Source organism: Dyella sp. 2RAB6 (genome assembly GCF_052115385.1).
Classification (GTDB): Bacteria; Pseudomonadota; Gammaproteobacteria; order Xanthomonadales; family Rhodanobacteraceae; genus Dyella_D.
Genome location: NZ_JBFRGP010000002.1, coordinates 452,120 through 474,282 on the forward strand (window position 1 = coordinate 452,120; position 22,163 = coordinate 474,282).

Consider the following 22,163-nt stretch of genomic DNA (forward strand, 5'->3'; position numbering starts at 1 on the left):
TCTCCTCGGGGCAAAGCGGTGGCGAACGCCGAGGCGTTCCAGGGAAGGGCGCATCGTTCCGCGCGGATCCGATCGAAGCATGCGCCATCGATCACGACTTGCCCCAGCGCAGCACCAGCGGGTCCAGCCGGCGCGCGATCTCGATCAGTTCGGCGCGTGCGCTGGGCGGCATCGACGGCAGCGGATGGCGCGGCTGCTCGCAGGCGATGATGCCGCCTTCCTTCATCAGCGCCTTGCAGGCCAGCAGGCCGGCCTGGCGGTTTTCGTGATTGATCAGCGGCAGCCAGCGCTGATAGTGGGCGAAGGCTTCGTCCAGGCGCCCTTCGCGATGCGCCTCGATGATGGGACGGATGCCGTCCGGAAAGCCGCCGCCGGTCATCGAGCCGGTGGCGCCGGCATTCAGATCGGCGAGCAGGGTGATCGCTTCTTCGCCGTCCCAGGGGCCTTCCACGGCGGCACCGGCCAGGCGGATCAATTCGCGCAGCTTGCTGGCGGCGGCCGGCGTCTCGATCTTGAAGTACGCCACCTGTTCGATCTCCAAGGCCATGCGCGCGAGGAATGGCGCCGACAGCACGGTGCCGCTCGCGGGGGCATCCTGGATCATGATGGGAATATCGATGGCGTCGGACACGCGCGCGTAGAACTCGTAGATCTGCGGCTCCGGCACGCGGAACGTGGCGCCGTGATAGGGCGGCATCAGCATGACCATCGCCGCGCCCTGATCCTGCGCGCGCCGGCTGCGCGCTGCGCACACGCCGGTCGCGTAGTGGGTGGTGGTGACGATGACCGGAACCCGGCCGGCCACATGTTCGAGCACGGTGCGGGCGATGGTCTCGCGTTCCTCGTCGGAGAGCGCGAACTGTTCGGAGAAATTGGCCAGGATGCACAGGCCATCCGAGCCGGCATCGATCATGAAATCGACGGCGCGCTTCTGGCTGGCCAGATCGAGGGCGCCGGTCTCGGTGAAGGTCGTCGGCACCACCGGGAAGATGCCGTGGTAACGGGGTGCGCGCGTGCTGCTCGTTGAAGAATTCATGCGGTCCTCGGTTCGAACCGGCCGGCGAACCTGCGCTGCACGCCCAGCGGATTCGCATCGCGCAGCGCCTCGGGCAAGAGTTCATCGGGCAGGTTCTGATAGCAGACCGGGCGCAGGAAGCGCTCGATCGCCGCGGTGCCGACGGAGCTGCTGCGCCCGTCCAGGGTGGCCGGGAACGGTCCGCCATGGACCATGGCATCGCAGACTTCCACCCCGGTGGGAAAGCCATTGGCCAGCACGCGGCCGGCCTTGCGCTCGAGCAGCGGCAGCAACGCGCGCACGAGATCGCCGTCGGCGGGCTCCATATGCAGCGCGATAGTGAGCTGGCCTTCGAGTCCGCGCAGCACGTCGAACAACTGGTCATGATCGGCGCATTCGACCAGCATGCTGCACGGGCCGAAGATCTCCTCGCCCAGTGCAGCATCGGCGGCCAGGGCGTGCGCCGATACCCGCAGCAGCGCCGCTTGCGCACGTCCTGGCGCCGCCGCGCCGCGAGCGAGCGTGCTCACCCGCGGGTCCTGGCCCAGGCGCGCGACGCCAGCTTCGTAGGCGTTGAGAATGGCCGGGGTCAGCATCACGCCAGCCGGCACGGCACTGAATTCATGCGCCGCCTGCGCGGCGAACGTCTCGAATCCGGCGCCTGCCACGCCGAGCGCCAGGCCCGGCTTGGTGCAGAACTGGCCGCAACCGAGCGTGGCCGAGGCGGCGTAGTCGCGGGCCAGGGTGGGTGCACGCGCGGTCAGCGCCGCGGGCAACAGCAGGTTCGGGTTGACGCTGCTCATTTCCGCGTAGACCGGAATCGGTTCGGGCCGCGCCGCTGCGAGCCGCGCCAGCGCCAGTCCGCCGGCGCGCGAACCGGTAAAGCCCACCGCGCGTATCGCCGGATGCTGCACCAGGGCACTGCCTGCGCCGTGGCCGGCGTCGAACAGCAGCGCGAATACGCCGGCCGGCAGGCCCGCGGCAGCAGCCGCCTGCTGGATCGCACGCCCGACCAGTTCCGACGTACCCGGATGCGCCGGGTGCGCCTTCGCCACCACCGGACAGCCGGCCGCGAGGGCGGCCGCGGTGTCGCCGCCGCCCACCGAAAACGCCAGGGGAAAGTTGCTTGCGCCGAACACGGCTACCGGCCCGATGCCGATGCGCCAGAAGCGCAGTTGCGGACGCGGCGGCTGGCGCTCGGGCAGGGCGGGCTCGATGCGTGCATCGAGTGCGTCGCCGCTTCTGACCAGGGCGCCGAACATGCGCAACTGGTTGGCGGTGCGCGTGCGCTCGCCCTCCAGGCGCGCACGCGGCAGGCCGGTTTCGGCCATCGCGCGCTGGATCAAGGCGTCGCCCAGTGCCTCGATGCGCGCGGCGCAGTCTTCGAGGAATCCGGCGCGGCGCTCGGCATCGAACGCACGGTAGACGTCGAAGGCATCGTCCGCCAGTCGGCAGGCACGGTCGACGTCGGCGACGGATGCGCCATGGAACAGCGGTTGCGCGATCGGCTCGCCGCTGGCGGCGTCGATCGCCTGGAATGCCTCGGCTTCGCCGCGCTGCGCGCGCCCCCCGATCAGCAACTCACCTGTAAGCGGCAACATGCACGGATCCTCAATGCGAATGCGGGGGCACATCGGCGCCGCGCCGGCCGACCAGGAAGTCGAGATCGCAGCCTTCGTCGGCCTGCAGCACGTGATCGACGTAAAGGCGCGCATACCCGCCGCTGCCGGCAGCGACGGCGGCCACCGGCGCGACCGCCGTGCCGAGCTCGCGCAGGCGCAGCAGCAGTTCCTCGTCGCCGATCTCCAGATGCAGCCGGCCCGCCGCGCAATCGAGCTCGATCCAGTCGCCGTTGCGCACCGCCGCGAGCGGGCCGCCCGCCGCCGCTTCCGGCGCGATATGCAGCACCACCGTGCCGTAGGCGGTGCCGCTCATGCGTGCATCGGAGATGCGCACCATGTCTTTCACGCCCTGGCGCAGCAGCTTGGGCGGCAAGCCCATGTTGCCGACCTCGGCCATGCCCGGATAGCCGCGCGGGCCGCAGTTCTTCAGCACCAGGATCGAATCCTTGTCGACCTCGAGCGATTCGTCGCCGATGGTCGCCTTGTAGTGGTCGAAGCTCTCGAACACCACGGCGCGGCCGCGATGCTTGAGCAGCTCCGGCGTCGCGGCCGACGGCTTGAGCACCGCTCCGTTCGGCGCGAGGTTGCCGCGCAGGATGCGGATGCCGCCGTCGGCCAGTAGCGGCCGGTCGAGCGGGCGGATCACTTCGTCGCCATGGGTCGGTGCGGTGCGCACGTTGTCCCAGATCGATTGACCGTTGACCGTCAGCGCCTGCGGATGCGGCAGCAGGTTCGCTTCGCCGAGCCGGCGCAGCACCGCCGGCAGGCCGCCGGCGTAATAGAACTCTTCCATCAGGAAGCGGCCGGACGGCTGCAGGTCGACCAGGGTAGGGATGTCGCGGCCGACGCGCGTCCAGTCCTCCAGTTCCAGCGGCGCGCCGATGCGGCCGGCGATCGCCTTGAGGTGGATCACCGCATTGGTCGAGCCGCCGATCGCGGCATTGGCGCAGATGGCGTTTTCGAAGGCCTGGCGGGTCAGGATCTTCGACAGCGTCAGATCCTCCAGCGCCATCTGCACGATGCGCATGCCCGACATGTGCGCCAGCACATAGCGGCGGGCATCCACCGCCGGGATCGCGGCGTTGTGCGGCAGCGAGACGCCCAGCGCCTCGGCCATGCAGGCCATGGTCGAGGCTGTGCCCATGGTGTTGCAGGTGCCGGCCGAGCGCGACATGCCCGCCTCGGCCGAAAGAAACTGGTGCAGGTCGATTTCGCCTGCCTTGAGCGATTCGTGCAGACGCCACACCACGGTGCCCGAGCCGATGTCCTTGCCGTCGAGCTTGCCGTTGAGCATGGGGCCGCCGGTGACCACGATGGCCGGCACGTCGACGCTGGCCGCTCCCATCAGCAGCGCCGGCGTGGTCTTGTCGCAGCCGCACAGCAATACGACGGCGTCGATCGGATTACCGCGGATCGCTTCCTCGACATCCATCGAGGCCAGGTTGCGGGTGAGCATCGCGGTGGGGCGCAGGTTCGATTCGCCGCTGGAGAACACCGGGAACTCGACCGGGAATCCGCCCGCTTCGTAGACGCCGCGCTTGACATGCTCGGCCAGCTTGCGGAAATGCGCGTTGCACGGGGTCAGCTCGGACCAGGTATTGCAGATGCCGATGACGGGACGGCCATCGAATTCATGCTCGGGAATGCCCTGGTTCTTCATCCAGCTTCGATACATGAAGCCGTTCTTGTCGTTGGTGCCGAACCATTGCTGCGATCGCAGTTTCGGTTTGCTTGCCGGCATGGTCCTGGGCTTGCGCTGGCTTGGGGGCTGCAGTCTAGAAAGTGGACTGATAACCTACCAATGAGTAATCCGACGCCTTACATATTCAAATCGATATCGGTATCGTCCAGCCATGTTGCAAGCCAGCCCCTGGTACATACGCACCCGCCTGAAAACCCGGCAACTGCTGCTGGTGGTGGCGCTAGCGGAAGAAGGCAACATCCACCGCGCGGCGGCGGCGCTCAGCATCACCCAGCCGGCCGCCTCCAAGCTGCTGCGCGAACTGGAAGACATGCTGGACGCCCCCTTGTTCGAGCGCATGCCGCGCGGCATGCGGCCGACGCTCTATGGCGACGCCCTGATCCGCCACGCGCGCGCCGTCCTGGGCAGCCTGGACCAGGCCCAGGAAGAACTCGGCGCCTTGCGGGCGGGACATCTGGGGCGAGTCGCGCTGGGTGCGATCACCTCGGCGGGGGTGCGCCTGTTGCCGGCCGCCGTGGCGGCGGTCAAGCGCATGCACGCCAATATCCGCATCACGGTCGACGTCGACACCAGCAATGTCCTGCTCGAACGCCTGGCGCAGGACAAGCTCGATATCGTGGTCGGGCGCCTGTTCCCGGAGCACGACAAGCTGCGCCTGCACTATGAGCCGCTGGCCAGCGAGCCGGTGCATGCGGTCGTTCGCCGCGGCCATCCCTTGTCCACGGGGAGGCCGCTGCGCCTGGCCGACGTGCAGCCGTGCAGCTGGATCGTGCCGCCGGCGGGTAGCGTGCTGCGCCATCGCTTCGAGCTGATGTTCCAGCGCGCCAGCCTGGCGCCGCCGTCGGACATCGTGGAGACGGCGGCGCTGCTGTTCATTACCCGCGCGCTGGAGCAGAGCGACATGATCGCGGTGCTGGCCAAGGACGTCGCCGACTATTACGCCGCGCACGGCATGCTGGACATCCTGCCGCTGCCGATGGATTGCAGGATGGATGACTTCGGGCTGATCATCGCTTCGGACAAGCTGCCTTCGCCTGCCGCTGCGCTGATGATCGAGACCTTGCGCCGCGCGGGCCGCGAAGCCTATGGGAGTGCAGGGTAGGCGGGCGGCCAGCGTCACTGCTGGCTTTGCGATATCCGCCGAGCCGATTTACGTTTTGCGCCAGCCGGCGCGCACTGCTCACCGCGTATCCCGGGCACGCCGATACACTCCGGCGGCACTGGCTGCCAGGGAGATGGTTCGTGACCGGACGGATGAATCGTGGTGCCGCGAGGGCGATGGCGCTGCTGCTGATGCTGCAAGGCGTGGTCCACGCGGCAACGCCGGACCGCCCGATTTCCATCGACGTCACTGGACCGACGACGCCGCGCAGCGGCTTCGAAACCCTCTCCATCGGCTCGGACTACCCCGGCACCTTGCTGCGCGACGACAGTCTTGCCCAGCTCAGGACGGTGCGTGACGAGCTGGGTTTTCGCTATATCCGCTTCCACGCCGTCTTCCACGACGTGCTCGGCACCTACCGCGAAGAGAACGGCAAGCCCGTCTACGACTGGACCAAGCTCGACGCGTTGTACGACAGGCTCCTCGCCATGGGCATCCGTCCCTTCGTCGAACTCGGCTTCACGCCGGAAGCGATGAAGACCTCCGACCAGCACGTCTTCTATTGGAAGGGCAACACATCGCATCCGGACCTGGCGAAATGGACTGCGCTGGTCGATGCCTTCGCGCGCCATATGCAACAGCGCTATGGCCGCGAGGAAGTCCGCCGCTGGTATTACGAGGTCTGGAACGAACCCAATCTCGCCGGCTTCTGGGAAGGTGCGGACCAGGCAGCCTACTTCGAGCTGTACGACGCGACCGCCCGCGCGCTCAAGCGCGTCGATGCGCAATTGAAGGTGGGCGGCCCCGCCACGGCCGGCGCGGCCTGGGTGCCGGAGTTCATCGCTCATGTGGCGAAAGAAAATGTGCCGCTCGATTTCATCAGCACGCACACCTATGGCGTGGATGGCGGTTTTCTCGACGAGCAGGGCAAGCAAGACACCAAGCTGTCGCCTTCGCCCGACGCCATCGCCGGCGACGTGCGCCGGGTCCGGCAGCAGATTCAAGCGTCCACGCGCCCCGGCCTGCCGCTGTACTTCACTGAGTGGAGCACCAGCTATACCCCGCGCGACGCCGTGCACGACGCCTACCTCAGCGCCGCCTACATCCTGAGCAAGCTCAAGGCGGTGGACGGCCAGGCGCAGGGCATGAGCTACTGGACCTTCAGCGACCTGTTCGAAGAACCCGGACCGCCCACCGCGCCGTTCCAGGGCGGCTTCGGCTTGCTCAATCCGCAGGGCATCCGCAAGCCCGCGTACTTTGCCTACAAGTATCTCAACCAGCTCGGCAGGCAGGCGCTGGTTACCGGAGACGCGGAAAGCATCGCAACGCGGGATGGCGACACCTTCAAATTATTGGTATGGCATTTCCAGCAGCCGAAGCAGTTGCAGAGCAACCGTTCCTTCTACACGCGCGTGCAACCCGCTGCGCCGGCGGCCGGCGTCAGGCTTGGCCTTAAAGGTCTGCGGCCAGGCAATTATCTGATCACGATCCATCGCACCGGCTTCGACGCCAACGATGCTTACACCGCGTATCTGCGAATGGGCTCGCCGTCTGCGCTGGGCACGCATCAACTGCAAGAACTGCGCGAGCTGACCGCGGACCGCCCCGTCACCAGCAAAATGCAGGTCGGCACGTCAGGCACCGGTGAGATGACGATCCCGATGCACGATAACGATGTGGTGCTGTTTGAGCTTGCGCCCGTGGGCGCTCGCTGAGCCGGGCCGCACCTGCACGAGTCTTTCCGCAGCGGATGATCCCCTTCCTCGCGTGCCGCGGGGAAGGGGAGTCGCAACCGATCGGTTCTGCGGCCTGCCGTAGATGACGCTGCCACATGGATACAGCGCGCCGGCATGGGTGGAACGCTCAACGCAGTCGAACGAAGAGCGGACCTGCCAGCCATCATGCGACGGTCACTCGACAGCCACACCCACGTCGGTGCGGCTGCGCTTGAAGGTGAGCCAAAGCGCGGACAACAGGAAATACACGCCACCGAACGCGGCATAAGGTGCGAGCTCGGCAATCGTGGGCGCTGCCCCGAAAGACTTGGCCGCGAAGATGACGCCTGCCAGGGCCGACTGCGCGCCGCTGATCATCATGAAAACCTGGCCACCGAGCTTGCGGCGGCGAATGCCGACGGCCAGCTGGAACAGGCCAGCAAGAAGCGCCCACACGCCGAACACCAGCACGCCGCCCGCATTGCCGCGCAGCACAAAGGCAACGGCCATGCTCGCTGCGGCGACGATACTGGTGAGTGCATTGAACTTCTGCCCGGGATTGACCTTGAGACCACCGTTGCGGCGGGCATCGATGACATTGGCGAGCGCATCCCAGGCGGGATAGATCACCAGCAGGGCGCCCACGACAGGTGCTGGAGCCGAGACGGAGAGGAAGGCGAGGACGACCCACGCAAAGGCGGCCCCGGAGCGGAGGAGATAGAAGTTACGCAGGGAATTCATGGGAGTTTCCGTAGGAGGGTGAGTAACCCTACTAGTAGGTAGGTTACGTAGTCAAGGTGGCGCTGTGTGGCCACTCACATACTTAGACCTACCTAGTGGTAGAATGGCTTCCATGACTACGCAACAGAAACTCATTGATTCGGCCCGCTATCTGATCCAGACCCGGGGCTACAACGGCTTCAGCTATGCCGATGTCGCCGAGCAGGTGCAGGTCCGCAAGGCAAGCATCCACCACCATTTCCCCGCCAAGTCCGACCTGGCGAAGGCCGTTGTGGAGCAGTCTCGCGCCGCCATCGCGGAGCAAACGCGCAGGCTCGACGAAGGCGCGTTTGATCCCGATGCACAGCTGCGCATGTACACGGGATATTGGGAAAAGTGCATCGCCGATGCCTCCGCGCCGTTCTGCGTGGCAGGCATGCTCGCCTGCGAATTGCCGACGCTGCCGGCGGACGTGGCTCAAGAAGTGCGCGCGCATTTCCGTGACCTGTCCAACTGGCTGGAGGTCGTGATGACCCGCGGCGCGCAACTGGGACGCTTCCAGTTGCAGGGATCCGCTCGCCAGGAGGCCGAGGCGTTCATGGCCACGGTGTATGGGGCGATGTTGGCGGCGCGGGCCCGTGACGATGCCAAGGTCTTCAGCGACATTGCGGCGAGCGCATTGAAGCGGCTCGCGCCGCCCGGCATACGCTAGACCGGGAAGCGCGACGCGACCCGGGGGCCGCCGCGCCGCGCTCGCTTCTGAAATCCCTCTTCAGGAGCGAAGGCCCTTGCTGCCTTGCTAGCGGAGCTGCTCTTCCAGAGTACGCGTGCGCTCGGTCTGCACGTCGCCTGTGTGCTTGGTCGACACCGGCTCGATCAGCACAACCCAGCACTCCTCCTCTGCGACGGGGTTATGCCTGACTCCACGCGGGACGGTAAGCATGTCGCCCTCATCGAGGTCGACGGCATGCCCTTCGAATTCGATCCTCAGCCGGCCCTTGATCACCAGAAAGAGTTCGTCCTCTTCGGCATGCGCGTGCCAGACGAGCTCACCCTTGACTTTGGCGACCTTGAGGTATTGATCGTTGACGCGCCCGATCACCTTCGGCGACCAATAGTCGGTCACACGGTCAAACGACTTCAGCAGATGGGTGGTTTCAAGCATAAGTGCCTCCTTCATGATCGTGGCCGGCCGGCGCGGTCAGCCGGATAAAGATACCCGCAACCGATGCGGATGATGGCCGGAAATTGCCGGTGTGCCGCACTGCAGAGGCGATTGGTGCCGGCGCGGAAACACCGTGCGCTTGGGTGCGGCGCTACTGGCCGCGGCATGCCGCATCTAGCATTTTAACGAAGTCCGAAGCTTCGATTCTTACGGAGCGGAGCGCCAGATCCCATTAACCGAGAGGTCAATGATGCACACCAGGATCAAGACGATGCTAGGCGCCGGTTTACTCGCAGCAGCGGCGCTGGCATGGCACGCGCCTGCGGCAGCGCAGCCCAGACCGTTTCCGGCCAGCTTCAAGTCGCAGGAAGTCCAAGCCAACGGCACGACCATCCATGTGCGTGTCGGTGGCACGGGCCCTGCGGTGGTGCTGATCCACGGCTTCGGCGATACGGGCGACATGTGGGAGCCGCTGGCCGTGGCGTTGGCCAGGAATCACCGCGTCGTCGTTCCGGATCTGCGTGGCATGGGCTGGTCCGCTAAACCCGACAACGGTTACGAGAAGACGAATGAGGCCGCCGACATCCGGATGGTGCTGGAAGCTCTCGGCATCGACCACGCCATCGTCGTCGGACACGACCTCGGCGCAATGGTTGCCTACGCCTACGCGGCGCGCTATCCGGACAAGACGATCAAGTTGGTGGTGATGGATGTGCCTATCCCCGGAATCCCGCCGTGGGAGCAACTGTCGAGATTACCCAGCCAATGGCACCATCATTTCACCAGTCCGGATGCGTTGCGGCTGGTGCAGGGGCGCGAACGCATCTACCTGGACCGGTTCTGGAACGAGTTCTCGGGCGATCCAGCCAGGATCGACGAAGCCACTCGCGCACACTACGCGAGCCTGTACGCGCTACCCGGTGCGATGAAGGCGGCGTTCGCGCAATTCGAGGCTTTTCCCAATGACGCCGAAGCGAACGCGGAGTCGATCAAGACGAAGTTGACGATGCCGGTGCTGGCGATCGGCGGCGAGAAATCGTTCGGCTCGAATATGGCCACCGAAATGCGCCATGCGGCGAACGACGTCACGGAGCTCGTCATTCCAGGCGCCGGGCACTGGTTGATGGAAGAAATGCCCGAGGCGACGATCAAGGCGGTGATGGACTTCGCCGATTAGGATGCTCGAGCGCGACGTCCTGTTTGCTCTTGACGCAGGGCGAGCTTAGCCGGGCCTCTACGGATAACGACGCCCTATGCTGGCTTTGATGGCATGCCCGGAGCAATGCGCGAGGCGCCGTTGTCGTGCGCGACCACGATGCGGCCGATGTCGCCCGGTGCGGCAGCGTCGAACCACACATCGACGCTGTCCCCCACCGCGATCGGCCGACCGGGCGCCTGAGTGGCCGGGACCCTGACCCAGCGCTCGACGTTGCTGGCATCGCGGAACGACACCGTGACCGTGGTGATCTTGAGGTTGGGGGTGCTCGCGAACGCGGCGAGTCCGTCGTCGGTCACGGTGCCCTGGGCGTGGGTGCCGCGTCGCAGCGCGGCGATCTTCGCGATCCTGGCCCGACGCCGCAGCGCACCGATCGCGATCAGCGCTGCCAGCGCGAACGCCAACGCGAGTGGCGTCAGATAGGCGGCAGGAGGGACTGCGCTGGCGTAGGCTACGACACCGCCCACGAGCAGCAACGCGGTCAGGTACAGCCCACCGGTCACGACCGGCCGCGGCGCGATGCCCATGGTCGAGCGCATGGTCCAGCTCATCGTGGCCAGAAATCCGATGAAGCAGAAAACCCCCGACACGATGACCGGAAGCGCCCAGATCGGATTCGACTGCTCCGTTACCTGGCCCAGGATCCCGGCAATAGTTGCTGCGCCGGCCATCCCCATGGCGAGGACGATCAGCTGCTTGGTGATCGACGCCGAACTGGCCTGGCGAGCCGCCAGGCGTTCGGCGGATGTGGGTGGTGGTCGTGTATTCATGGCCGCGCTCCACATTCAGAATATTTCGAGGAGCTCCATGGATCTGAGCCGCCACTGATTTCACGCCCGCTGAAGCGAGGGCCATCCTCGCATGGAGCTGTTCGATGGAGAAGCGCCGGAGATTCAGTGCTAAGTTCAAACGGGAGGCGATTCGCCCGATGAAAAGGACGGCACGATGAAGCTTCTCCTCACCTCCGGCGGCGTCAGCAACCGGAGCATCCGCGACACGCTTGTCGACATGCTGGGCAAGCCCATCGCCGAGTGCACCGCCCTGTGCATTCCCACCGCGATGTACGGCATGCTGCCCCGGACCGCGGTCATGACGTGGCGCCAGATTGCAGGGCAGACACCGACGCCCATGGTCGAACTGGGATGGAAGTCCGTCGGCATGCTCGAGCTGACTGCGCTGCCCAGTATCGACAAGGAGAACTGGATTCCCCTGGTGCGGGAGACCGATGCCCTGCTGGTGTGCGGCGGCGACGTCCTGTATCTGCACCACTGGATGCGCGAATCCGGCCTGGCGGATCTGTTCCCGTCGCTCAACAGGACGGTCTACGTCGGACTGAGCGCCGGCAGCATGGTGATGGCCCCGCACGTCGGCGAGGAATTCGTGGGATGGAAGCCGGCCGCTGGCGGCGACAGCGCGCTGGGCATGGTTGGTTTCTCGATCTTCCCGCACCTGGACAACGCCATGTGTCCGGACAACACCATGGCCGATGCCGAGAAGTGGGCCGCGCGCATACCGGTGCCGGGGTATGCACTGGACGACGGCACGGCCATCAAGGTGGTGGACGGTGTCGTCGAGGTCGTCTCCGAGGGGCATTGGAAGCTCTTCGAGCGCTTGTAAATCAGCGGTCCGCGCCTTACAGTGAACCATATGGTTCAGTATCAAGCCCGCCTCGACGCCACCTTCGCCGCGCTCGCCGATGTCACCCGGCGCGGCGTGCTGGAGCAGCTCGGGGGTTCGGACGCCTCGATCACCGACCTTGCCCAACGGTTTCGCATGACCCTTACGGGCATGAAGAAACACGTCAGCATCCTGGAGCAGGCGGGGCTGGTGACCACGGAGAAGGTCGGACGCGTACGAACCTGCAAGCTCGGACGGCGCCGGCTGGAAGAAGAGGCCGCCTGGATCGAGCAGCACCGTCAACTCTGGAGCGCGCGCTTCGACGCGCTGGACCAGCTTGTCGAACACCTGAAAAGCGAGGAGAAGGCACGTGTCCAACGCAAAAGAAAGTAGTTCCGCCGCCACGAACCGCACCGCCGTGGAGCGCAAGTCCGACCGCGAACTCGTGGTGACGCGAACCTTCGACGCCCCGGTGCACCTTGTCTTCGAAGCATGGAGCAAGCCCGAGTTATTCAAGCTCTGGTGGGTTCCGAAATCGGCGGGCATGTCGCTGCTCTCCAGCGAGATGGATATTCGCACCGGGGGCACGTATCGCCTCGTGTTCCGCCACCCGGCCTTCGATCAACCGATGGCGTTCTTCGGCACCTACAAGGAAGTCACGCCGAACAAGCGCATCGTGTGGACGAACGAAGAGAGCGATCAGGGTGCCCTGACCACGGTGACGTTCGAAGAAAACGCCGGCAAGACGCTGGTCACCTTTCACGAGCTCTATCCCACCGAAGCGGCCCTCGACGAAGCCCTCGCCGGTTCGGCGGAAGGCCTGCCCGAGCAGTTCGCGCAGCTGGATGAGTTGCTCGCGGGCAGATCGTGACAGCGATGATCCATGGGTGTGGATGATTGTGATACGTAGCGCCTGACGCTGCGACTGTCCCGGCCACCTTGATCCCCTGATCACGTTGCGGCCAGAATGCTGGGTATCGGATATCGATATCCAGCCCCGGGGTCGCAACGCCCATGACGGACGAATCGAAAGTCGCGAAAGAACAGCAGGACCACCGCGCCGGGGAAATCCCCGGGAATACCGCGGCAAGCGGCAAGATCACACGCCGTGAATTCCTCACCGGCACGGCCATCGCCGCGGCCGGGCTGATGATCGTGCCCCGCCACGTCCTGGGCGGACCCGGCCATACGGCGCCGAGCGATCGATTGAACATTGCCGGCATCGGTGTCGGCGGCATGGGCATGCACAACATGCGCGCACTGGCCAGCGAGAACATCGTCGCCCTGTGCGATGTGGACTGGGGCTATACGGACAAGTCCTTTCGCGGGATGGTCGACGGCCTGGGAAAAACGCAGGCACGCCTGGGCCAGGCCCAGAGCGCCAAAGAACGCCGGGAGCTGCAGGACGAGATCGCGCAGACCAGGCTGCTTTCCGGCAAGTTCAGTTCGGCCAGGCGCTATACCGACTACCGCCGGATGCTCGAACAGCAGAAGGACATCGACGCGGTGGTCATTGCGACGCCGGATCATCTGCATGCGGTAATCGCCAGCGCGGCGATGAGCCATGGCAAGCACGTGTATCTGCAGAAGCCGCTCACCTGGTCGATTTACGAGGCCCGCGAGCTGTCCAGGAAGGCGAAAGATAATCCCAAGCTGGTCACGCAGATGGGAAACCAGGGACATTCTTCCGACGACGCCCGGTTAATCAACGAGTACATCGCGGCCGGGGCGATCGGCGATGTTCGCGAGGTCCACGTCTGGACGAATCGCCCGCTGGCCTACTGGCCGCAGGGCATTCCACGCCCGCAGACCAGGCCGCAGCCGGACGGCTCGAACTGGAACGAGGACGCGGTGATGGATCGGCTCGCCAATGCGATGGCCGGCAACTATCCGAAGCCGGAAGGGCTGGCCTGGGATCTCTTCCTTGGCCCCGGCCCCGTCGTCGACTACCACCCCGCGTATCACCCGTTCAATTGGCGCGGCTGGGTGGATTGGGGCGTGGGTGCCATCGGCGACATGGGCGCGCACCTGATCGATTCCCCGTTCTGGTCGCTGGACCTGGGCTTTCCGACCTCCGTGGAGACCACCTCGACGCCATTCAACAACGCGTCGTACCCCATGGCGACGATGACGCATTACGACTTCCCGGCACACGGCAGCAGGCCACCGGTGAAGCTCACCTGGTATGACGGCGCGCTGCTGCCGCCAGGGCTGAAAGAGCTGGGGGCAGGGCAGATGAGCAAGGACGGCGGCGTCCTGTACGTAGGAGACAAGGGCAAACTGATCCACGAGACCTACGGCGCTAACCCGCGCCTGCTGCCGCAATCGTTGCACGATTCGGTGGGTACGCCGCCGCAGAAGTACGCGCGCATCAAGACCTCGCACGAGATGAACTGGGTGGACGCCTGCAAGGGGAAGGCGGAAGCGTCGTCGCCGTTCTCGTACGCCGCACGACTGACCGAGGTCATGCTGCTGGGCATAGTGTCTCTTCGCGCTGGCGGCAGGATCGAGTACGACGCGGCGAACATGCGCGTCACCAACATGCCGGGCGCGAATGCGTTTCTGCGGCGTGAGTATCGCGAAGGGTGGGTTCTCTAAAACAGCAAGACAGCCCACCCGGGATCGATGCCAGCGCCCTCCAATCGTAGAGCAAGCCGCCCGGCCCGCGTGGCATCGGGCATCTGGATTCACCGTAGTGCACCCCGGGAAGCAATAACGGCTGGCCGGAACACCAGCAACACCAGCCCCGATCCGCACGCTACCGCCATGAGCACTGCAACCTTGAAGCCTGGACCGAACATCTGGCTGATTCGCCACGGTGAAACCGAATGGAGCAAATCCGGTCGGCACACCAGCACCACTGACATCGCCTTGACCGAGCGAGGCCGCACTCAGGCGTCCGCGCTGGCACGGCTTCTCGCGACACAGAAGTTTGACGTCGTGCTGACCAGCCCGATGCAACGGGCCAGAGAAACCTGCCGTCTTGCCGACCTCGGAGGGCAGGCTGAGATCGAACCCGACCTGCACGAATGGAACTACGGCATCTATGAAGGGCGAAAGACGGTAGATATCCGCGCGGAGGAGCCCGGCTGGTCCGTATGGACGTCGTCCATTCCCGATGGCGAGAGTGCCGTGCAGATCGGCGTGCGCGCGCAGGCCTTGATCGACCGCTTGCTGGGCCGCGATGCGAGCAACATCGCGCTGTTTTCACACGCACACTTCCTACGAGCGCTCGCATCCGTCTGGACCACCAATGAGCCTTCGCTAGGTGAGCATCTCGCGCTGGATCCCGCAGCGGTCAGCATCCTCGGCTTCGAGCGCGAGGTGCGGGCCATCATCAGGTGGAATTTGCAGCAGTAAGACTGCCTTCCCATCGGTTTGGCAGACGCCACCAGATAGACTTTTGCCGTGGCCAGGGGCAAGCGCGGCGAGTGCCCGTGCTCTGCGCACCGAAACCTCGATATCCCAGCCGACAGCGCTCAAATCCGCATCGTCCGCGATCCATACAGCCGCTCCGCCGTCAGTCCAGCCTCCCTGCAGCGACCGATGAACTTGTCCGACTCGACGATCTGCTTACTCTGCGGCGTGTATTGCAAGCCAGCCACGAAGCGCAACCAGGGCTCCTGTCCCATGGCGTAGACGTAAGCCGTCGTGCAACCGATTTCCTCCACGATCCTCCAGGCATTCTCGCTACCGGATCCGGACAAACGCCGCGAGTCGTCGTCCTTGCGGCTGATCGGCTGGCTCAAATAAGGGCCGTAGAGCCAGGTGAGCGGCGCGCCATCGCACTCCATGCCGATGAACAAGGTATCGACCTTGCCCAACCTCTGCACGATGCGCCGATAGAGCGCGCGATCCTTGCCGTCGGAGTCCGCCAGAAACATCATCGTCCTGCCCTGCAAATCCACATGCAGGCCGTGCTTGCTGGCGATGCTCAGATCGGCGTGCTCGCCGTAGAAAGGCAAGGCGGTAAGGTGGCCGCCGGGAATCGCCACGCGCTCCATCGGGTCGAGTACCTGCACGCGCGGCTGGCCGATGGCCTGCAGCGCGAGTTTCATCGACGGGTCGGCCAGGCTGTTGGCGTTGTTGCGCGGCACCAGGATCGTCCCGATACGGTCGCGTAGCTGCAGCAGCGTCTCGACGCTGAAATGGTCCTGGTGATTGTGGGTGAGGAAAACATAGTCGATGCGGTCCGGCAGGTCGTGGAAGGTGAGCCGGTCGTCGCTGTCGCCGTCCCAGGCCAGGAAAGGATCGATCAGCACTGAGACCTCGGCACTCTGCACCAGCACGCAGGCGTGTCCGAAGTAGCGCACACGCACTCCTTCGCCAGCGAAATCCGGTTCCTTGCGCGGCGGCGGCGTTTGCGCGAAATAGCCGCGCAGCCGCGTGCGCGCGGCATCGTCGGCGACACCTAGCGCATCAGCCAGGACGCCGAACGGGACCGGCGATAGCCGGCTGCGGGACACCAGATCGTATGCGGCGCTGTCGAACGGCAGCGGCACGACGAAGCGGTCCTCGCCGTCCAGCCGCGGTGTGTTGATGAAGAAATTGCGCTCCGCGTCCGGCGTCTTGCAGAAAGCGATTTCCTGAGCCGCCGTGCCGGCCAGTTCGCCCCGGTAGATCAATTCCTCGAGCACGCGCAGCGAAGGATGGTGATTGAGGTCGTAGTTGGCCTCCACCAGGCCCGCGAGCGATGCGGGCAGCGCGTCGTAATGGTGGTCGAGGCTGAAACCGGTTTCGCTTTTTTGCAGCTGGCGATCCAGCTTGATCAGATCTTCGGCGAAACCGAGCAGATCCGCTCCGCGCGTCAGGATGTCCTGCTGCAATGCGCGCACGGCCGGCAGGTCACCCTGGCCCAGCTCCAGAAAAGACCCGCCGAGCATCTTCGGGTTCTTCCTCGCCGCCTCGTGCACCGCCGGATTGGTGATGAACGATTTCAGCATCGGCAGGTGGCGAAAGGCCAGCGACAGGGCCAGTTGCACCGGCGAGACCAGATGGCCCCAGGCATACCAGCGGAAGACCAGCGGCTCGAGCTTGGTATCGCGTGCGAGGCATACCAGGTCGTTGTCGGCGGCGGTGACGTTCATGCTTTCTCCATGGCGGAAATCGGATCGCAGGCGGGTTCGCGGCGAACGGCACGCCGGGATCGCGCGCAACGGATGGTGTCGTTCACAGCAGCGATGTTCCTTCCGTATCGCGAACCGCCAGCACGATCTTGCCGATGTTCCGGTTCTGCTCCATCTCGTGCTGGGCCAGCGCGATATCGGCAAGGGCATACGTGGCGTGGATGACGGGACTTATTTCGCCCTGCTGCAGGGGCTTGAGCCAACGCTGGCGGAAGCGCGCGTTCACGCCGCGCTTCTCGGCCATCGGGCGTAGCCGCAGCGACGAACCCTTGATCTGCAGACGGCGCTCGATCACGAACAGCAGGTCGATTTCCGCCGACAGTCCGTCCAGCAGTCCCGCCGACACCATGCATCCGCCAAGGCGAAGCGCGCGCAGGTTGCGCTCCAGATACGCGCCCCCAACGAAATCCAGGACCAGCGCAACGCCCGCGCCGTCGGTCAGGCGCAGCACCTCGGCGAGGAAATCCTGTTTCCTGTATTCGATGACCTCCGCGGCGCCGAGCCCGCGCAGCGCAGCGGCCTTGGCTGGGGAACCGACGGTGCAGATCGGCCGCGCCCCGACGTGCAAGGCCATCCGCATCGCGGTGGTGCCGATGCCGCTGGCGCCGGCATGGATGAGCACACTGTCGCCCGGCGCCAGTCCGCCGAGTTCGAACAGGGTTTCGTTGCAGGTCAGAAAGGACTCGGCCGTCGCCGCGGCCTCTTCGAAACTGACCCCGTCGGGAATCAGGTTGGCCATAAGGCGGTCGAGCAGGCAGAACTCGGCAAAGCCGCCGCCCTCTACCACGCCGTAGACGCGCTGGCCGCGGGTGAAACCCGAGACATTCTCACCCCAGGCTTCCACCGTGCCCGCGATTTCCACGCCGGGAATGGTCGACTGCCCGGCGGGTATCTCGTATTCCCCTTCGCGCTGCAGCACATCGGCCCGGTTGAGGGCGCTGGCATGCACCTTCACCAGCAGCATGTCCGGCGTGCACACCGGCATGGGCAACTCGCGCCGCGCAATGACCTCCGGACCGCCGCTGCCTTCGTAGACGATGGCTAACATCCGCTCAGTACCCCGCCTGGTCTTCGGTCTCATGGCCGCGCGTCGGCACCAGGAAGCTGCGCTCGAAAGTGAGGAAGACTTCGCCCGTGGACAGCAGTCCCCGCGTCCGGCAACTGATGATCCCTGCGCCCGGCCGGGTCTCCGAAAGCCGCTTGGCCAGGATCTCGCTCTCCGCATAGATGGTGTCGCCCGCGAAGACCGGGTGGGTGAGGCGCACCTTGTCCCAACCCAGGTTGGCGAGCGCGCGGCCGCTGGTGCTGCGTACGCTCATGCCGCAGACGATGCTGAAGGTCACCAGGCTGGACATCAGCGGCCGTTTCCACGGCGTATGCGCGCAATACTCGGCATCGATGTGCAGCGGTGAAGGGTTCATGCTGAACCCGGCCATCAACAGATTGTCCGATTCACCCAGCGTGCGTCCTGGACGGTGCTCGAACACATCGCCCGGGCGGAAGTCGTCGTAGCAAAAGCCGATGACCTCGCGATAGCGGTTCTCGCCGACGGCCCGGTAACCCCATAAACGATCGTCTCGATCCATCTGCACAGGTTCTCCTGACGGCTGCTCTCCTGACGGCATGGCGCTCATGCGCTGGCCATCGATGATTCGACGGCGTCGCAGAAATGGTCCAGGCGATCGGCTGCCAGATCGGCGCGAAGCATCACCCGGACACCGGCCGCACCTCGCGCGACGATCGGAAAGAACACCGCCGAGCAGTAGTAGCCCGCGCGGTAGAGCTGTTCGGACAAGCGCACCGCCAGATCCTCGTCGCCCACGTCGATCAGGCGGATGGGCAAGCCGTTGCCGGAGAAGCGGGTGGGGAACCGTTGATCGAAGACATCGATGTTCCGTTGCAGCTTCGCCTGCAGCTGGCCGAGTTCCGGCGTGCGGTGCAGTTCCGCGCTCGCGAGGCAGGCACCTACCGCGGCCACGTCCATGTTCTGCGACCAGGTCACCGGACCGGCATTGCGATAGAGGAACTGGAAATCGCGCTCGCTGCCGAGCATGGCGACGCCGCCCGACGCACCGAAAGCCTTGGCCAGGGAACCCACGATCATGGTCAAGGGGTTCATCTCAATCCTGGAACGGACATAGCCCTCGCCACGCGGGCCATCGATCGACAGCGCATGGGAGTCGTCGAAATAGAGGAACAGCCCGTAGCGGTTCTGCAGGTCGATCAAGCCCTCCAGCGCGGTGCGTCCGCCCATGGAGTAGGCGCCGTCGGCGACATAGGCCACGCGCGGATATTTCTTGCAGATATCTTCCAGATAGTTCAAGTCGTTGTGCGGGCAATTCAGCACCAAGGCTTCGTCCCCGCAGATCGGCTTGATGTAGGCCATCGAGAAGTGGCAGAAGCGATCGAAGACCATCACTCGCGGTCCGCCGGCGCCGCCGCCGATGTGTCCGGAGGCGATCAGCGGCAGGATCCCGGCGGTGAGCACGCTGCAGCTCACGCCGGGCAGCGCGGGCGCGCCGTAGAGATCGCGCAGGCTTTCCTCCAGTTCGACCAGCAGGTTCAGCCGGACCCGCACCTCCGCGATCGACAGGCCGGTGGTCCCGGCCTTGCGCAGCGCGGACACCGCACCCTCGATGATCTTCGGATGGTGGTTCAGGCCCAGGTACGAGCAAGAGCACAGCAAGGTGAATTCGTGTCCGGTATCGCGGACGATCAGGCGATCGTTGGACTCGTGGTCGACCTGGATATTGAGCAATCCGCTGTCCGCCGCACGCAGCCACACCCGCTCGCCATGGGCGAGCATGGCTTCGGCATTCCGATAACGATGGGGTCCGACGATTTCGTTCGAGTCGCTCTCGTTCATGGCGGTCTCCTGGCTGGTGGGCGTCGGCGCTACGCCCGGACGGCGCGCCGATGCGAAGGGAAAGGGGTGCGCGGGACGGCTTATCCACGCTCCAAAGGCAAGGTCAGGCAGTGCGGTCCGCCCCACCACGGCCAAAGATCACGGCCATCGAAGGTCTGCACGTCGACGCCGCGGGCTTGCAGCGCCGAATGGGTGCGCGGCGCATCGGCATACGCGAGCACCCGGCCGGGCGCAGTGGCCACCAGGTTCGACGCTTGCTTGTCGTGCTCGGCGAGCACCACGCGGAAGAAATGCTCCAGGTCGAGCGCGTCCGTGGCACCGCCGACGAAGTCCACCTGCCAGCCCCATGCGCGGACCAGGTCCACCAGCTTCATCCCTTCGCAGCTGTCATCCACATCGCCGCTTCCGGCGCGGTAGCGACGAACCCATCCGATGCCCGCCAGGTTGGCGATGGCGGCGTCCGCCTGCTTGGGGTCCACGGTGGGCTCCACCAGCAAGCCTTTCAGAAACCGGGTCAGCGGATCCCGATCGGCATATTCGGCTTCGAGGAAATAGGGCAGGGCCACCGCGAGCTTGTCGTCCACGCGCGTGAAACAGCTGTCCAGGTGCAGGAACATATGCGCCAGAACGCTATCGTCCGGCCTCCACCGCACCGTATCGTCGCCGCGCATCCGCACGGCGATCACGTCCATCTCGAGCCGCTTGGCCAGCAGCGGGGCAGCGCGCGGATCCGTGCAATGGCCGACCCCGACCATCAAAGTCCGCTCGTCTACGACCTGCACGTCTCCACCCACCAGGCAAAGTCCCGCTTCGAGGGCGTCGAACAGCACCGGATATTTGCGCAGCGAGGGCGAGAATTCCGCCGCGAACCGCATGAGCGAAGCCTCGCCTCGCCGCGAAGGCGAGATGAAGTTGCCGAGTATCCATCCGCGTGGCGTCATGACGGCCAGGTCGCGGGTGAACACCAGCCCGAGACGGTGGTCGACGATATGGCGGTAGACGCCCTCGGCATCGGTCTGGAATTGCACGTGCCCGGCCCGGGCCAGCAGCGTTGCACCGGTCGCCGAGCCGACCCAAGGCGCGAGCCGGGGCAGAGAGGCGCGCAGCCAGGTCGCGAACTGTCCTTCGTTGCGGGCTTCCTCGATCGCCTCGTCCAGCAGCCGCTCCATCGAGAGCACTTCCGCGCCGGACGCCGCAAGCAGGCGTTCGAGTTGCGCGTGCTGCCGCGCGGCCGCTACCGGCGGCGGGTTGTAGTGCAGGAAATTGCCGGTCGCGACCTCGAGGTGATAATCGGCGGGCGACGGCGCATTGACGATCACGCGCCGCAACGGCGCGATGTCGGAAACCACATACGGCTTCGCCGCTACGGCGGCTTGCTCGAGCGGCATCCTGTTCGTCAGGCCGCTCATGCCTCGCCCATTTTCGCTGGTTCCTCGTAACAGTCCCTGGCCATCGGCCGCGGCGCGTCGAACTCTTGCAGCAAGCGCCGCGCGGATTCGATGAACGGCGCGCCGACGGCGATCCCATCGATCACGCATATTCCGCTGCCGTCCCTGGCGCTCGCGGCGACCAGGCGCTTCGCACGATCGATGTCATCCTGGCTAGGGGAAAAAATCTCGTTGATGATCGGTACCTGGTGCGGATGCACCGCGGCCATGCCGCCATAGCCAAGCTCGCGGGCGCGCGTGGCCGCGGTGATCATGCCTTCCGTGTCGCGAACGTCGAACCAAGGCGATTCGAGCGGATGCAAACCCGCGCCGCGCGTGGCCGTGACCAGGCGCGAACGCGCGTAGTGCTGTGACTGCCAATCGATCGACATGCCGGTGGTGAGCGCGAAATCGGCGGCGCCGAAGATCGTCGCGGTCAAACGGGCCCGCGTGGATACCGTGGCGGATATGTTCTCGATGCCCAGCGGCGTCTCGATGATCGCGATCAGCTCGACCGCGTCGCCCAGCAGGCTCCCGGCGATCTCCAGATCGCGCGGCGATTCGACCTTGGGCACCATCACCACTTCGGGCTTGTACGCGCACCCGCACAGCGCCAGCAGATCGAGCAGCCCATCGGCACTGCCCAGATTGTTGATCCTCACCGCGCGTCGGCGCGATGTCATCGCCGGCCTGGAGAAGAAAGCCACCGCCCGGTTCCTGGCCTCGGCCTTGTGGACTGCGGCGACGGAGTCTTCAAGGTCGATCAAGGCGATATCGGCGTCCGTGATATCTGCCTTGACCGATCGCTCGGCCACCAGCGCGGGCGTGAAGAGGATCGATCGGCAATAACGGCTGAACTTTTTCATGTTC

Annotated in this window: 21 protein-coding genes; 9 read left to right on the forward strand and 12 right to left on the reverse strand. The window is 65.4% G+C overall.

Annotation, left to right across the window (positions count from 1 at the left end; genetic code table 11):
• Positions 1 to 91 precede the first annotated feature (91 nt).
• The 3 genes from AB4083_RS05630 to AB4083_RS05640 are packed head-to-tail and all read right to left on the reverse strand — an operon-like array spanning position 92 to position 4,378.
• On the reverse strand, positions 92 to 1,036 hold the full coding sequence (locus AB4083_RS05630) for a dihydrodipicolinate synthase family protein (protein ID WP_441606774.1): 945 nt from the start codon (positions 1,034 to 1,036) through the stop codon (positions 92 to 94).
• Positions 1,033 to 2,616 (reverse strand): aldehyde dehydrogenase (NADP(+)), encoded by a 1,584-nt coding sequence (locus AB4083_RS05635; RefSeq protein WP_441606775.1) that lies wholly within the window; start codon positions 2,614 to 2,616, stop codon positions 1,033 to 1,035. The genes AB4083_RS05630 and AB4083_RS05635 overlap by 4 nt, the downstream gene beginning before the upstream one ends.
• A 10-nt stretch (positions 2,617 to 2,626) precedes the next feature.
• Entirely contained in the window at positions 2,627 to 4,378 is a 1,752-nt protein-coding gene (locus AB4083_RS05640; RefSeq protein WP_441606776.1) for an IlvD/Edd family dehydratase, read from the reverse strand.
• Positions 4,379 to 4,490: 112 nt separating this feature from the next.
• Between AB4083_RS05640 and AB4083_RS05645 the strand changes: the two genes are divergently transcribed.
• Positions 4,491 to 5,441 (forward strand): LysR substrate-binding domain-containing protein, encoded by a 951-nt coding sequence (locus AB4083_RS05645; RefSeq protein ID WP_441606777.1) that lies wholly within the window; start codon positions 4,491 to 4,493, stop codon positions 5,439 to 5,441.
• 176 nt (positions 5,442 to 5,617) lie between these two features.
• On the forward strand, positions 5,618 to 7,156 hold the full coding sequence (locus AB4083_RS05650) for a GH39 family glycosyl hydrolase (protein WP_441606835.1): 1,539 nt from the start codon (positions 5,618 to 5,620) through the stop codon (positions 7,154 to 7,156).
• A gap of 195 nt (positions 7,157 to 7,351) precedes the next feature.
• Here AB4083_RS05650 and AB4083_RS05655 read toward each other — a convergent pair whose 3' ends face one another.
• On the reverse strand, positions 7,352 to 7,897 hold the full coding sequence (locus tag AB4083_RS05655; RefSeq protein WP_441606778.1) for a hypothetical protein: 546 nt from the start codon (positions 7,895 to 7,897) through the stop codon (positions 7,352 to 7,354).
• 112 nt (positions 7,898 to 8,009) lie between these two features.
• On the opposite strand from AB4083_RS05655, the gene AB4083_RS05660 reads away from it, so the two are divergent.
• Positions 8,010 to 8,588: a TetR/AcrR family transcriptional regulator gene (locus AB4083_RS05660; protein ID WP_441606779.1), complete on the forward strand. Its 579-nt coding sequence runs from the start codon at positions 8,010 to 8,012 to the stop codon at positions 8,586 to 8,588.
• 87 nt (positions 8,589 to 8,675) lie between these two features.
• Here the strand turns inward: AB4083_RS05660 and AB4083_RS05665 are convergent, their stop codons facing one another.
• Entirely contained in the window at positions 8,676 to 9,041 is a 366-nt protein-coding gene (locus AB4083_RS05665; protein WP_441606780.1) for a cupin domain-containing protein, read from the reverse strand.
• A gap of 247 nt (positions 9,042 to 9,288) precedes the next feature.
• Between AB4083_RS05665 and AB4083_RS05670 the strand changes: the two genes are divergently transcribed.
• On the forward strand, positions 9,289 to 10,218 hold the full coding sequence (locus AB4083_RS05670; RefSeq protein WP_441606781.1) for an alpha/beta fold hydrolase: 930 nt from the start codon (positions 9,289 to 9,291) through the stop codon (positions 10,216 to 10,218).
• Between the two features lie 74 nt (positions 10,219 to 10,292).
• Here the strand turns inward: AB4083_RS05670 and AB4083_RS05675 are convergent, their stop codons facing one another.
• Positions 10,293 to 11,027, reverse strand: coding sequence for a hypothetical protein (locus tag AB4083_RS05675; RefSeq protein ID WP_441606782.1), 735 nt, complete (start codon positions 11,025 to 11,027; stop codon positions 10,293 to 10,295).
• Between the two features lie 175 nt (positions 11,028 to 11,202).
• On the opposite strand from AB4083_RS05675, the gene AB4083_RS05680 reads away from it, so the two are divergent.
• From AB4083_RS05680 to AB4083_RS05700, 5 genes are all read left to right on the forward strand, one after another.
• Positions 11,203 to 11,874, forward strand: coding sequence for a Type 1 glutamine amidotransferase-like domain-containing protein (locus AB4083_RS05680; RefSeq protein ID WP_441606783.1), 672 nt, complete (start codon positions 11,203 to 11,205; stop codon positions 11,872 to 11,874).
• 30 nt (positions 11,875 to 11,904) lie between these two features.
• A complete protein-coding gene (locus AB4083_RS05685) occupies positions 11,905 to 12,267 on the forward strand; it encodes an ArsR/SmtB family transcription factor (RefSeq protein WP_441606784.1) in 363 nt (120 codons plus the stop codon).
• Entirely contained in the window at positions 12,245 to 12,745 is a 501-nt protein-coding gene (locus AB4083_RS05690) for an SRPBCC family protein (RefSeq protein ID WP_441606785.1), read from the forward strand. Before AB4083_RS05685 ends, AB4083_RS05690 begins: the two co-directional genes overlap by 23 nt.
• Before the next feature lie 143 nt (positions 12,746 to 12,888).
• Positions 12,889 to 14,472 (forward strand): Gfo/Idh/MocA family protein, encoded by a 1,584-nt coding sequence (locus tag AB4083_RS05695; RefSeq protein ID WP_441606786.1) that lies wholly within the window; start codon positions 12,889 to 12,891, stop codon positions 14,470 to 14,472.
• Positions 14,473 to 14,640: 168 nt separating this feature from the next.
• Positions 14,641 to 15,234 carry a histidine phosphatase family protein gene (locus AB4083_RS05700; RefSeq protein WP_441606787.1) on the forward strand — a complete coding sequence of 198 codons (594 nt, stop codon included), beginning with the start codon at positions 14,641 to 14,643 and terminating at the stop codon, positions 15,232 to 15,234.
• A gap of 119 nt (positions 15,235 to 15,353) precedes the next feature.
• On the opposite strand, the gene AB4083_RS05705 is transcribed toward AB4083_RS05700, so the two are convergent.
• From AB4083_RS05705 to AB4083_RS05730, 6 genes are all read right to left on the reverse strand, one after another.
• Positions 15,354 to 16,961, reverse strand: coding sequence for an MBL fold metallo-hydrolase (locus AB4083_RS05705; RefSeq protein ID WP_441606788.1), 1,608 nt, complete (start codon positions 16,959 to 16,961; stop codon positions 15,354 to 15,356).
• Between the two features lie 82 nt (positions 16,962 to 17,043).
• A complete protein-coding gene (locus tag AB4083_RS05710) occupies positions 17,044 to 18,048 on the reverse strand; it encodes an NAD(P)H-quinone oxidoreductase (protein WP_441606789.1) in 1,005 nt (334 codons plus the stop codon).
• A gap of 4 nt (positions 18,049 to 18,052) precedes the next feature.
• The gene (locus tag AB4083_RS05715; RefSeq protein ID WP_441606790.1) at positions 18,053 to 18,586 is read right to left on the reverse strand and encodes a MaoC family dehydratase; all 534 of its coding nucleotides are present in this window, start codon (positions 18,584 to 18,586) and stop codon (positions 18,053 to 18,055) included.
• A 44-nt stretch (positions 18,587 to 18,630) separates the two neighbouring features.
• Positions 18,631 to 19,995 (reverse strand): aminotransferase class I/II-fold pyridoxal phosphate-dependent enzyme, encoded by a 1,365-nt coding sequence (locus AB4083_RS05720; RefSeq protein ID WP_441606836.1) that lies wholly within the window; start codon positions 19,993 to 19,995, stop codon positions 18,631 to 18,633.
• A complete protein-coding gene (locus AB4083_RS05725; RefSeq protein WP_441606791.1) occupies positions 19,947 to 21,275 on the reverse strand; it encodes an arginine deiminase family protein in 1,329 nt (442 codons plus the stop codon). Before AB4083_RS05725 ends, AB4083_RS05720 begins: the two co-directional genes overlap by 49 nt.
• Positions 21,272 to 22,159 carry an HpcH/HpaI aldolase/citrate lyase family protein gene (locus AB4083_RS05730; RefSeq protein WP_441606792.1) on the reverse strand — a complete coding sequence of 296 codons (888 nt, stop codon included), beginning with the start codon at positions 22,157 to 22,159 and terminating at the stop codon, positions 21,272 to 21,274. The genes AB4083_RS05725 and AB4083_RS05730 overlap by 4 nt, the downstream gene beginning before the upstream one ends.
• Positions 22,160 to 22,163 lie beyond the last annotated feature (4 nt).